At 60.8% G+C, this 12908-nt stretch carries 8 protein-coding genes; 4 read left to right on the top strand and 4 right to left on the bottom strand.

Annotation, left to right across the window (positions count from 1 at the left end; genetic code table 11):
• Positions 1-100 precede the first annotated feature (100 nt).
• Positions 101-1696 carry a glutamine-hydrolyzing GMP synthase gene (gene guaA, locus QOU61_RS21655; RefSeq protein ID WP_289653227.1) on the top strand — a complete coding sequence of 532 codons (1596 nt, stop codon included), beginning with the start codon at positions 101-103 and terminating at the stop codon, positions 1694-1696.
• A 100-nt stretch (positions 1697-1796) separates the two neighbouring features.
• On the opposite strand, the gene QOU61_RS21650 is transcribed toward guaA, so the two are convergent.
• Positions 1797-4652, bottom strand: a complete 2856-nt coding sequence (locus tag QOU61_RS21650) for an ATP-binding protein (protein ID WP_289653226.1) — start codon at positions 4650-4652, stop codon at positions 1797-1799.
• A gap of 182 nt (positions 4653-4834) precedes the next feature.
• Here QOU61_RS21650 and QOU61_RS21645 point away from each other — a divergent pair, with 182 nt between their 5' ends.
• A complete protein-coding gene (locus QOU61_RS21645) occupies positions 4835-5872 on the top strand; it encodes an alpha/beta hydrolase (RefSeq protein WP_289653225.1) in 1038 nt (345 codons plus the stop codon).
• A 494-nt stretch (positions 5873-6366) separates the two neighbouring features.
• On the opposite strand, the gene QOU61_RS21640 is transcribed toward QOU61_RS21645, so the two are convergent.
• The gene (locus QOU61_RS21640; protein ID WP_289653224.1) at positions 6367-6651 is read right to left on the bottom strand and encodes a hypothetical protein; all 285 of its coding nucleotides are present in this window, start codon (positions 6649-6651) and stop codon (positions 6367-6369) included.
• Positions 6652-7071: 420 nt separating this feature from the next.
• On the opposite strand from QOU61_RS21640, the gene QOU61_RS21635 reads away from it, so the two are divergent.
• Complete coding sequence (locus QOU61_RS21635; RefSeq protein ID WP_289653223.1) at positions 7072-7875, top strand: LssY C-terminal domain-containing protein; 804 nt, start codon at positions 7072-7074, stop codon at positions 7873-7875.
• Positions 7876-8169: 294 nt separating this feature from the next.
• On the opposite strand, the gene QOU61_RS21630 is transcribed toward QOU61_RS21635, so the two are convergent.
• Entirely contained in the window at positions 8170-9114 is a 945-nt protein-coding gene (locus QOU61_RS21630) for an AraC family transcriptional regulator (RefSeq protein WP_289653222.1), read from the bottom strand.
• Between the two features lie 539 nt (positions 9115-9653).
• Here QOU61_RS21630 and QOU61_RS21625 point away from each other — a divergent pair.
• Positions 9654-9821 carry a hypothetical protein gene (locus QOU61_RS21625; RefSeq protein WP_289653221.1) on the top strand — a complete coding sequence of 56 codons (168 nt, stop codon included), beginning with the start codon at positions 9654-9656 and terminating at the stop codon, positions 9819-9821.
• Positions 9822-10302: 481 nt separating this feature from the next.
• Here the strand turns inward: QOU61_RS21625 and QOU61_RS21620 are convergent, their stop codons facing one another.
• A complete protein-coding gene (locus QOU61_RS21620; RefSeq protein WP_289653220.1) occupies positions 10303-12807 on the bottom strand; it encodes an arylsulfatase in 2505 nt (834 codons plus the stop codon).
• Positions 12808-12908: the final 101 nt, after the last annotated feature.

Genomic DNA, 12908 nt, shown 5'->3' with positions numbered 1-12908 from the left:
ATATTACTGACCTATATCCCGTTTGTCCATCTCCACAAAGCATGTGGGCCGGGCGGCAGCACCCGTTGCAGGTCGCCCCCTCGTCGCGTAATTGCTATCCATGACAGCCGCACAGAAAGCCCGCGAGTCGATGCCCTCAGTGGCCTCGGCCCATGAAAAGATTCTGATTGTCGATTTCGGCAGTCAGGTGACCCAGCTGATCGCCCGCCGCGTCCGCGAGGAGGGCGTCTATTCCGAGATCGTGCCGTTCCAGAAGGCGGAGGAAGCCTTCAGGGAGATGAAGCCGAAGGCGGTGATCCTCTCCGGCGGCCCGGAATCCGTGCATGAAGAGGGTTCGCCCCGCGCCCCGCAATCGATCTTCGAATCCGGCGTCCCCGTGCTCGGCATCTGCTACGGCCAGATGACGATGGCGGCGCAGCTCGGCGGCGAGGTCGAGGGCGGGCACCACAGGGAATTCGGCCGCGCCGATGTCGAGGTGAAGGCTGATAGCTGCCTGTTCGAATCCGTCTGGTCGACGGGTGAGCGCCATCCGGTCTGGATGAGCCATGGCGACCGCATCACCAAAATGCCGCCGGGCTTTGAAATCGCCGGCGTGTCACCGAATGCTCCTTTCGCGATCATCCAGGACGAGAAGCGCAAATATTACGGGCTGATGTTCCATCCCGAGGTGGTGCATACGCCTGATGGCGCGCAACTGATCCGCAACTTCGTGCGCAAGGTCGCGGCGCTGGCCGGCGACTGGACCATGCGCGCCTTCCGCGAGGAGGCGATCGAGAAGATCAGGAAGCAGGTCGGCAAGGGCAAGGTGATCTGCGGCCTTTCGGGCGGCGTCGACTCTGCTGTTGCCGCCGTGCTGATCCATGAAGCGATCGGTGACCAGCTCACCTGCGTGTTCGTCGATCACGGCCTGCTGCGGCTCAACGAGGCCGAGACGGTCGTCGACCTGTTCCGTCACCACTATAACATCCCGCTCGTGCATGTTGACGCCTCGAAGCAGTTCCTCGGCGAGCTCGCCGGCGTCACCGACCCCGAGGTGAAGCGCAAGACCATCGGGCGGCTGTTCATCGACGTGTTCGAGCAGGAAGCAAAGAAGATAGGCGGCGCCGAGTTCCTCGCGCAAGGCACGCTCTATCCCGACGTGATCGAGAGCGTCTCCTTCACCGGCGGGCCCTCGGTGACGATCAAGTCGCACCACAATGTCGGCGGCCTGCCTGCGCGCATGAACATGAAGCTGGTCGAGCCGCTGCGCGAGCTGTTCAAGGACGAGGTGCGCGCACTGGGCCGCGAGCTCGGCCTGCCCGAGATCTTCGTCGGCCGGCATCCGTTCCCGGGGCCGGGGCTTGCGATCCGCTGCCCCGGCGACATTACCAGGGAAAAGCTCGACATCCTGCGCCACGCGGATGCTGTTTATATCGACCAGATCCGGAAAGCGGGTCTCTACGACGCGATCTGGCAGGCTTTTGCGGTGCTGCTGCCGGTGAAGACCGTCGGCGTGATGGGCGACGGGCGCACATACGAATATGTGGTCGGCCTGCGCGCGGTGACCTCGACCGACGGCATGACCGCGGACTTCTATCCCTTCGACATGAAGTTTTTGGGCGAGACCGCAACCCGCATCATCAACGAGGTCAAGGGCGTCAACCGCGTGGTCTATGACGTGACGTCAAAACCGCCGGGGACGATCGAGTGGGAGTAGGGGGAGCATTGGGGGATAGAGTGGGATAGAGTAGCGGGTCAGATGCGACGTTGTCCCAGCGATAGTGGTCGATAGGGGCGTTACCGCAGCCAGATCTGCTCTACCGCAAGGTCGTCAGCAGGCGTTCCGCCGCTTTCAGATCATCCGTGTCCAGGCCCTCAACGAACCATGTGAACACCGGCTCGAGCAGCTTACGGGCGTCCTCGCGTCGCCCCTGGGCGGCCATCAGCTTTGCCAGTTCGATCGCAGTGCGCAGCTCACCGGCACGCGCGCCTTGTTGTCGGCTCAGTTCAAGCGAACGGACGAACAGCATTTCCGCCTCCTCGACGCGAGGCTGAGGCATTGAGAGAAGAAGGACGCCTTTCACCCGCAACAACTCGGTCATATAGATGAGGTCGCCGTTCACCTCGACCAAGTGGATGCCGTCATCGATCACATTCATGCTTTCGCCAAATCGGCCGGTCGCGGCGAGCCCTTCCGCAAGCGAAATGTTGAATGGCGAAGCCATCATCCCGTAGCTCGCGGCGCGAAGCTCCTGCACGCAACCCTGCAAGATATCGACTCCGGTTTGCGAATCGCCGCGGCTGATCGCCAGCAGCGCTTTGAGACCACGTCCGACCACCACCTGTAGAGCCAAGGAATGGGACCGGCCATTGGAGATATACCAATCGGTGACCTTCTCGGCGGTTTGCAGATCGCCGGTCCAGAGGAACAGCAAGACGGCGTGTATCAAAGTTAAGCTCAACGTTATCGAGTGCTTGATGTGAAGGGCATCCTCAAGGATCAGGTGCGCCTGTTCGGTGGCCTGACGCGGATAGCCCTGCAGACATAGCGTGCTCGCCAAACCCATCGCGGCCGGGGCGGCGACGTCAAAGCCGAAATAGACCTTGCTGGTGCGCTGTGTGCGTGACCGATTCTGTAACGCCGCCTCAAACTCCCCGCTGGCGCCTTTAAGATCGCCGACCAAGTAAAGTGAGTTCCCCAGCACGAAATGCGCCAACGCGAAGGCGGCCGGGTCGCCAATGACCTTGGCCACGGCTAAACTGCGCTTTGCGCATTGCAGCGTCAGCCTGCAATTCCCATTTCGAAAGTGGAAGATGTTCAGTGCGCTGAGCAACCACATTTGATAGGGAACTTCGCCGCAATCCTCGGCGATGAAGAGGCTTCTATCCAGGGCCGCGCGCGCCTCGTCGCTCCCGCCGCCCGTGAACATCAGCGAATAGCCCAGGCCGGCCTGTAGACGCATTTCATCGGCCGTTCCGCGCTTGGTGTCGTCGAGGGCCAGCAGCGCCTGCTCCGACCAGCGATGACATTCAGGCAGCATGGACGTTGCCAGCAGGACAGGCCCGGCGGCGACGGCAAGTCCGATTCCGATGTCGACTTTCTCGGCTCCGCGAGAGAAGGCCCAGCCAAGCGCCGCTCGTATATTGTCGAGGTCCCGGACGTAATGGGGCAGGTCGTGAAAGTTCACGAATGGGCCCTCGGCGGCCAGTGCAAACAGATCGCGGAAGAACGCCCCGTGCCGGTGAGCAATCCCTTCCGCTTCACCGCTCTCGGCCAGCTTGTCGAGCGCATAGGCCCGAATTGTCTCCAGCAGTCGCCAGCGACCGAACGGTGCCGATGCATCCAGGGATACGAGCGACTTGGCGGCCAAGCTTGCGATGCCCTCGGCAACCATGGCGGCCGTCACGCCGTCATCGCCCATGACCGCCGTCGCCGCCTCGAGCGTGAACCCGCCCGCGCAAATCGCCAATCGACGCAGCAGGGTCCGTTCCGCCTCCGGCAACAGCTCGTAGCTCCAATCCAGCGTCGCGCGCAGGGTCTGGTGCCTCGGCAGAGCCGTTCGACGGCCGGCTGTCAGGAGGCTGAAGCGGTCACCGAGAAGGTCAGTCGTCTGCTGAAGTCCCAGTGTCGCGACGCGTGCCGCCGCAAACTCGATGGCAAGCGGGATGCCGTCGAGGCGCCGGCAGATCGCAGCAATGAGCGGCAGATTTTCCGGGCGCGCCGACGAGCCGGCGTCGAGGGCGATCAGTCTGGCGTTGAACAGCTGAACGGCGCTGTACTCACGAATGACATCCTTGTCATCCTGGCGCGAAGGCGGCACGTCGAGCGGCGGAACGCGATAGGCGTACTCGCCCTCGATCCTCAAGATTTCTCGACTCGTCGCAAGCACTGACGCATTCGGGCATAGACGAACGATCGTTTCCGCGAGCTTAGCTGCGGCATCGATGAGGTGTTCACAATTGTCGAGCACGAGGAGCAGCTTCGCTCTGTCGAGAGCCCGGGCTACGGATTCGGCGGAAATCACGCTGCCCGCGATCCTCAGTCCGAGTGCGACTGAAACCGCCGCCGGCACGAGTGCTTGGTCCGACAGCGAGGCCAGCTCAACGATCCAGCAATCGCCCTCAAGCGTTGGAAAGATGCTGCGCGCAACCTCAAGGGCCAGCACGCTCTTTCCGATGCCGCCTGGTCCGGTCAGCGTGACGACACGATAGGCCGACAGGACATCCAGCAGGTGCTGCCGTGGCTCGCTTCGGCCGATCAGAGCCGATCCTGCAATCGGCACATTGGTTCGAAATGGCTGCTTCGGGTTGCGCTCTGCGTTGCCGAACCGATGTCCCGGCTCGGTCGCCTCCAGGACGCTCCAGCGCCCCAGCAGGCGATAGCCACGGCCGGACACCGTCTTCAGTAGGCCACGGTCAGCGCCGAGCGCCTTCCGAATGGCGGATATATGAAATTGGAGGGTGTTTTCCTCGACGACCGCACCCGGCCATACTTGCTCCATCAGGCGATATTTGCTGATGAGCTCGCCGCCCGACCGTACCAGAATCTCGAGGATCTCGAATGCGCGGCTCCCAATGGGCACGGAGACGCCTCGGGAGCGCGCCTCACGCCGGGTGAGATCGATCTCCCATTCATTCGACGCATAAACGGCTTGTGGGCTCTCCTCTGTCACTTCGGCGATCCTCGTAGATCGAGCAATCCTCAGAACTTCTCAGCACACACTCAGGGAATTCACCTGCGAAACGAACTTAAACGTCGGTCGTGGCGGTGAGCATCGGACGGTCGAACAGGCCAGCAATGCATCATTGAACTCGCCACTACGCTCGACCATCGGCAAAACGCCAGAGGTGATACATGCGACGCACCCTTCTTCTTTCAACAATCATTCTCGGAGCCACGGTTATGACGCAAACTACACAAGCTGCAACGCCAGATCCTGCGACCGATCCTCGCATCGATCCCCAAGTTCGCGCCTTCCTGCGGGAGATCAACAAGGACCCAAGCCCGTTCTGGGAACTCCCCCAGCCGAAGCCGCAAGAGATCCTGACAGGGCTTCAGAACAAGACCTCAGTCGATATGTCGGGAGTGAACACGACCGAGCAGACCATCACCCAGGACGGTAAAGCGGTGAAGATCTATATCATGAAACCCGAGCAGGTTACCGACAAGCCCGGCGTGCTGCTATTCATTCACGGCGGTGTCTGGATCGTCGGCAACTTCCAGAACCATCAGCGTCTGCTGCGGGACCTGGTGATCAACTCCGGCCAGATCGGCGTGTTCGTTGAGTACACCTCCTTGCCCGAGGCGCGCTTCCCCACTCAGCTCGATCAATCCTATGCCGTGCTGAAGTGGGTGGCGACCCACGCCGAAGAGTTCGGCGCGGACGGCAGCCGGATTGCGGTGGCCGGCAATTCGGTCGGCGGCAACATGACTGCAGCATTGACGCTTATGGCCAAGGACCGCGGCGGACCCAAGATTAGCTACCAGGTGCTGATGATCCCGGCCACCGACGCCAGCGTGGACACCGCGTCCTACCATGAATACGGCACGGGGCGATTCTTGGCCCGCGCCTTTATGAAGTATGGCTGGGATTTGTACGCGCCGGAGGCCAAGACCCGCGACAACCCCTACGTCTCGCCGCTGCGCGCCAGCCTTCAGGAGCTACACGGGCTTCCGCCGGCCTTGGTGATAACTTCGGAGAACGATCCGCTGCGCGACGAAGGCGAGGCCTACGCCCGCAAGCTCAAGGAGGCTGGGGTTTCGGTGATCGCCACCCGCTACAACGGGATGATCCACGATTTCGTCCTGCTGAACGGCATCCTGACCGACCCCGAGCCCCAGGCCGCGATCCGTCAGATGTCGGCCGAGATAAAGGCCCATCTAGCGCCCTGATACAGAATTGTGAAACAGGAGGCGGCGACACGGTCGCCGCCTTCTTGCGATCGATGTCCGGATGGGTCTTAGTCGCCCGATAGGGCACTTAGATGATCGAAGATAGGGACTGCTGACGGTAGTTTTTGGCCCTGTCTGTGGTGTGGCTGATATCGGATTCGAGAAAAATTGACCGATAGCTCTCGATAGTCCCTGGAAGCGAAAAAATCCCGAGCGGCCCAAATTTCCCTTTGAAGTCAGAAGCCGTATGCGTCTGACGGTTTGAGGGACGGAAGTTTTCTGGCGAACAGAAACTTCATACCGAAAAATCAATCTATTAGGTTCGATGAGAACAATCGAGTGGGAATAATTCGGGGTCGCCCGGAAGTACCCCAGCTTGATCACATTCTCTCTCTCGAATGATGCAACGAAAGCCCAGATGACGCCCTATCGGCATCGACGCCGATCGTGCGTTTCGGCCGACGTTCCGGTCTCAACCTGAGGCGCTGGAGCGGCTATCGAACCCGCTCGATCTTCGCTGCAAGATCGGGATAGCGGCTGACCCTGTAAGTCGCGTTTTCGCATGTCAGGATCCAGACCTCATAATCCGGCTTTGATCGCTTTGCGTCCCGTATTGCTCGCCGGGGTTTGTCGCATACGATTCCCTGACTGCGAATCTGGGCCGCCAGTATGTCCTTGACCGTTTCGGCAACCGCCGTCGCGATAAGCCCGGAACGCTCCAATGGCATGGCAGCAAGGAGCAAAAATAGGAAAATCGCAAAATAGCGAGGCGCGCTCATGACTCACTCCAGTGCAACAACGCGGCGCTGTTCAGGATTTGACGCAGGCTAAGGAGACGTTGGATGCCGCGCTATGCATATTCGGCAAAATGGCAAGCGCTTTGTCGGTCAAGCCTTGGCAATGACGCAGTTCATGCAGCTCGATGGGCTGAGAGATCAGGGTCGGCAGCTGGGTGCACGAGACACAGTCTCGCCGCAACAAGCAACCGAGGAAAGCTCTGCCGATTTCGCATAGACGAGCGGGCGGCTGTCGGGCTGGAATGCCTGGCTGACGTTCGCGATTTCCAAGGCGCGGCCTGAAAGCACCGTAACCCCGACCCGGCATTTGGTGACCAAATGAGCGGCCATTGACCTCGTGAACCCGACGGCCGGCTTGGCAGGTCACACAAGGCGAATGCCGCAACACCGCTGTTACAACGCATGAAGCAGATTGCAGGCAGGCGACGATGGTGGCTCGTTCTGGTGAGCGTGGTCGTCGCTTACCTGATGCTCGCCTATTTGTTGCTGCCCTCTTTGTGGAGCCATCACGAACATGAGCCGGGCCTTGCGTCCTTGCCCATGGTGACGCGCACCGCAAGTGATATCCCGGGCGATGCGCTCAACGTCGGCCTCGTCGGCAGCAAGGAAGACGTCCTCCTTGCCATGCATTCCGCGGGTTGGTATCCGGCTGACCCGATTACATTGCGCACCAGCATCGAAATCGTCGGCAGCGTCGTGCTCGACCGACCGTACCGTGACGCGCCGGTCAGCCCGCTCTATTACATGGGCAAGAAAGAAGAGCTCGCATTCGAAAAGCCGGACGGTAGAAGCGCCGACAAGCGACATCACGTCCGCTTCTGGATGGTGCTTGAAAAAGGCAGCGATGGCCGTCCAGTCTGGCTCGGCTCCGTCACCTTCGACCGCGGCGTGGGCTTGAGCCACGACACCGGGCAGGTCACCCATCACATTGCGCCCGACATTGATGCCGAACGCGATCTTTTGATGCGCGATCTCGGTGAAGCGGGCATGGTTCAAAACTTCTTCCAGATTTCCGGAACGGGCCCGACGCTGTTTGGAAGAAATGGCGAAGGCGATCCCTATTACACGGACGGTGAAATCGACGTAGCCACTCTGGTGATCGATGGCGTCAGGCAAGCAGCACCGCCGGTGACCTTGCCGGCGCCATCGCTCATCGCGCTGAAGGATCAGATCTGGCACGGCGTCAGCAACGCACTCAGCAAATAGGCGCAGCGATATTGGCGCTCAACGAAAAGACCGCCAGAGGGCGGTCCTTCGGGAGTTGATCGCGCCGCTTGCCTTTGGTTCAAGCAAGGCATCCGGCTGGCTGACCCGCCCGGCGGTTGGCGTTAGGTCTTGTTTCTGTTCGCGCTCGCACCCCTCAAGGGCGGTGTGGGCGACAATTTCGCAGGGTCCGCCATCTGCATGCGGGTCAAGAGACGGAATGACGGAAATCGACCATGCAATATTGGTGAAGCGTCCCGTCGCGGCTGTGCACTTTCGCCAACTTCGGCATTCCGCTCAGGTTCGGGGATGTCGATGCAGCGTGACGGAAGGCGATTCACCAAAGGTGATGCGATAGGTCACCGCAAAGCGCCCGAGCTCCAGGAATTGATGGTCTCGGGCGATCTCCGCAACGCTCGTTGTCGAAGGGTTAGCTCGCTGCAGCGCGGCACGGGCCTTGTTCAGGCGTTGCAGCAGAAGGTAGCGCGTGGGGCTTATGCCGAGAAATTCGGCGCAACACATCCGGAGCGTTCGCTCCGCTACGCCGATCTCTGCGCAAAGCCTGGCCATGTTAGGCCTGTCATCGGCAAGCTTGCTCAGCGCTTCCTCGAAACGAGCCATGACGGCTGCGTGATGGCATCTCGCCTTGATCGTCTCGCCCGAGATGCCTCCTGCGAGGCAATGAATGATAGCGTGAAGCATGTCGTGTTCCAGCGCTCTCGCGACCTCGGGGTGTTCAGCTATTTTCCTTCTGCCCTCGGCGAGATGGCAGGCCTGTCTGAACAGACGCCGAAACCTCACTATTTCCGTTCGCGAAGGGTGAATTACGCTGCTCGCGCCGGGTGACGCGAACGATCTTCCGACCAATGCCTTGCTGCAATCAGCGAAGTGCTGTGCCGTTAGCGCGATCAAACCCCATTGGCATCCACCGATGAACCGTTGATGCATGCGCTCGCCTGGGCTGTGAAAAATGATGTCGCCGTTTCGAACGGAAAATCCACTGAATATGGCGGACGTCGCGTTGATGGGAAACGACAGGAAAGTCATTTTGGGGGAGAGGGAGATATAGCCGATGCGCGAGAGGCTTTCGCAACATCGATAGATCTTCAGATGTTGCAACTGCATCCAGGTGAGCTCAGCCCTGAAAGCTCCTGCGCCTGTCATCGTCAGGTTGAGGCGGGCGTCGCCGATGGCGGCTGCGTAGCCGTCCGGATCCGTAAAGATTTGCGTGCCACCAGCCATTGTTCCGCCCTGTCGAGCCGGCGGACAGTTCTTGCGACCTGTTTGAAGCGCTTTGGTCTCACCTAGGACGCAGCATCAGGCAGTTGGCGACTTTCGACTATGCGGTTTCGGAACTTCGATGGTGAAATGACAGATGCTGTTGACCTTGCAATTCCGGCAAGACCTGCCTGGCCGGCAGGACACATCTAACCCTTAAAACCGGTCAGGTTCAGCGGCGGACCCTGATAACCTGATCGCGGGTCGTCCGGTTACTGCACGTGGGCGAAGGCTAGCGGGGGCGCTTACAAATGCCCCCGCAGAAACACAGCGCCTATTCTTAGGGCTTGTAAGTACCTGGGTCCGCGCCGCCGACCAAGCCGCCTCTGTTGTTGGAGCCGCCTGTTGCGACGCCAGGCGCGTACCTCGCGTTGGCCGCACGGTGCTGTTTCCTGCTGCCCGAGTACCAGACTGCCGGTTCGCACGGAGCATTATTCCACGAACCTCCGGCAAATTGGCCAACGTCTGGAGCCCGGATGCAGTGGTAGACGCGGGAGGGATGGATGACTGTGCCGTTTCTGTCGTACCACGACGCCATGGCCGGAGTAGCGAACACGGCCGCAGCGATCAGTGCTGCCGAAAAGCGTTCAAGCTTACTCATTTGCGTCTCCCTTGATTTGCTGTGGACGAAGAAGTGTCTGGAAACTTGTGGCACCGACCTGACCCGCTAAAGCAGAGTGCCGTGCTCCAAGCCACCTGGTTATTCACGCTAGTTTTGCCGCGCCTGCTGAGCGTCGACGATCGACATCATCCGACAGCCGAGAATGGGAAGCTATGCGAAATCGGCAGAAACGGACGAAGTGTTGTTTTACGTTCTCGATGCAACCACCTGAGCGAACCCCAACCTTGGCGCTGCTCCCCGCCGGTGTCCGAGCAAGATTGCTCACTCCCGACCGGCGGACCATGCGCGGCATAGGGCCCCAGGATTGAACCAGTTGCCGCCGCAGCTCGTGCGCGCCTCTGGAATGTCGGTTGGGGGTCACGCCAAAACGCCAAGTGAGCATGACACGTCTGCTTTCGAGCGATGGCGAGCAAGCCTCTCCTTGGAGAGCCAGGTCGAGCCTGCCCTCCAAGCCGTGATTCAAGCCCCGTGATCACCAAGGTCTCCGGCCGGACCCCGAGGAAGGGACACCCGACCGGATTGCTGTGGTATCAGTTGTTCGCGCCGGCGCGGGCGTGCCGAATGACCTGATGATCCTCGCTGGTGAGCTGCACCGGCCCGAGCTTGATGGTGAGCTTGTCAAGCTTGCCGGTGAAGCGGAAGGGCACCTGATAGTCCTTGTCTTCAACGCCGGTGCGGGTATCGACACCCACGTCGAAGGTTTCCTCGATGGCAATGATGAATGGAATGGTGTGCGGGATTTTGCTGGTGGCGACCTCCTTGTCGTCCACCTTCAGGACGCCCGTGCCGCCCTTGCCGAAACCGGGACCCTCATACTTGAAGTCGAACACGACAGTGTGCTTGCCCGGTGTGAGCGCGTCCTTGCCTTCCCAGCGGAAGTGTTCGAGGCCGACGAAGTTGTAGACGAACACTGGCTTGCCCCTGAGCAGATACAGGGCATAGCCACCGAAGCGTCCCCCTTCAGTGACGATCATGCCTTCGTTACCATCCTGTGGGCCCGCGCGCCCAACGGTGGTGCCGGCGCCTGGAATGTCGAGCTCCGCGGTGATCGTATAGGACCTGTTCAGGATGCTGGGCGCATCACTCTCGGGCAGGCCTGACAACTCGCCCGAGTATGTGAAGGTGTTCCGACCCGCGGTCGCGCTTGGGCGCGCTGCGACGATGCGCGGAAGCACCGAGTTGTCCAGTGGGAACACGTTGTACTTGGTCGCTTCTACGATGAACAGCTCCTGCAACTCGCGGAGCTTGTCCGGCATCTTCGCCGCGAGGTCGTTGCTCTCCGAGTAATCCTCGGCGATGTTGTAGAGTTCCCACTTGTAGCCATTGACCACATCCTCAGGCAGCTTGACAGTCCCCAGGAGCCATGGCGGCGCAGGTGGTGTTGTCGCCGCAATCCAGCCGTCGTGATAGATCGCGCGGTTGGCAAACATCTCGAAATACTGCGTCGTGCGCGCGGATGGCGCGTTGGCGTTCGCCTTGTCGAACGTGTACGCCATGCTCACGCCTTCAATCGGCTTCTGCGCGATGCCGTTGACCATCAGCGGCGCGGGAATGCCGGTGGCCTCAAGGATGGTCGGCACGATATCGATCAAGTGGTGGAACTGGGTTCGGATGCCGCCGGCATCCTTGATGTGGTTCGGCCAGGCGATTGCCATGCCCTGCCGGGTGCCGCCGAAGTGCGACGCGACCTGCTTCATCCACTTGAACGGCGTGTCGAAGGCCCATGACCAGGCCACCGCCATGTGCGGGTATGTAGCGGCCGAGCCCCAGGCGTCATAGGCCTTCAACTGCTCGGCAATGGGGAGGTCCAATATGCCGTTGTACGCCGTGTATTGGTTTGGCGTCCCGCGCGTGGTGCCTTCCGCACTCGTGCCGTTGTCACCGCTGATATAGATGATCAGCGTGTTGTCGAGCTTGCCCTCATCCTGGACTTCCTGGATCACGCGGCCGATCTCATGGTCGGTGTAGGCGACATAAGCGGCGAACACCTCCGCTTGCCGCGCGAACAGCTTCTTCTCGTCGGCCGTCAAGGTCTCCCACTTTTGCAGGTCGTCCGGCCAGGCTGTGAGCTGCGTGTTCGCGGGGATGACGCCGAGCCGCTTTTGATTGGCGAAAATCTGCTCGCGCAGGGCGTTCCAGCCCATGTCGAACTTGCCCTTGAACTTGTCGATCCATTCCTTGGTCGGCTGATGCGGCGAATGGGTGCCGCCGGGCACGTAGTAGACAAAGAACGGCTGATCGGGCGCGGCGGCATTGAGCTGTCGCAGGTGGGCGATCGCATCGTCCGCCATGTCGGTCGTCAGATTGTAGCCGGGGTTTCCGACCCAGGGGAAAACCTGGGTGGTGTTCCGGAACAAATACGGCGTCCACTGGTCGGTCTCGCCGCCCATGAAGCCGTAGAAGTAGTCGAAGCCCATGCCGATAGGCCATTGATCGAATGGTCCCGTCGCGCCGTACTGATAGCTCGGCGTGTTGTGATTCTTGCCGAACCAGGACGTGGCGTAGCCGTTCTGCTTCAGGATGGTGCCAATGGTGGCGTTCTCCGGTCCGAGAATGCTGTCGTAACCCGGATAACCGGTCGCTTGCTCGGAAATGATGCCAAACCCCACCGAGTGGTGGTTGCGGCCGGTGATCAGCGCCGCCCGCGTCGGCGAGCAAAGTGCCGTGGAGTGGCATTGAGTGTAGCGCAGGCCCATCTGCGCGATGCGATCCATCGCAGGTGTCGGGATGACGCCGCCAAAGGTTCCCGAAACTCCATAGCCCTGGTCGTCAGTCATGATCAGGAGCACGTTGGGCGCGCCCTGCGGCGGCACCACTCGGGCGGGCCAGTACGGTTTGGACTGACTGGCCTGCAGGTTGATGTCGCCGCCGAACTTCGGCGCTGGCGGTGGAAGATACTTTCCGTCAATCGTCGTCGTGGCGCCGGGTGAACCCGGTGTGCCGGTGATCTGTTGTGCGGCGGCCGGTAGACCTGACGCTGCCGCAACGGCAACAGTTGCCAGCAGCCCGAGCCGAATGCTCCTCATCGTGCTCATGGTTCCCTCCGTCCATCCGCGACGCGGTCCCGCATCCTGAGCGCGGCTAGAGCCGCTCACTATGCAGTTACGGCAGATTTGAAGGCGGCTCCGGCATCGCC

Origin of the sequence: Bradyrhizobium sp. NP1 (genome assembly GCF_030378205.1) — a bacterium.
Lineage (GTDB): Bacteria > Pseudomonadota > Alphaproteobacteria > Rhizobiales > Xanthobacteraceae > Bradyrhizobium.
Note: the sequence above shows the minus strand (reverse complement) of the source record. Positions and strands in the feature narration are given on the sequence as shown.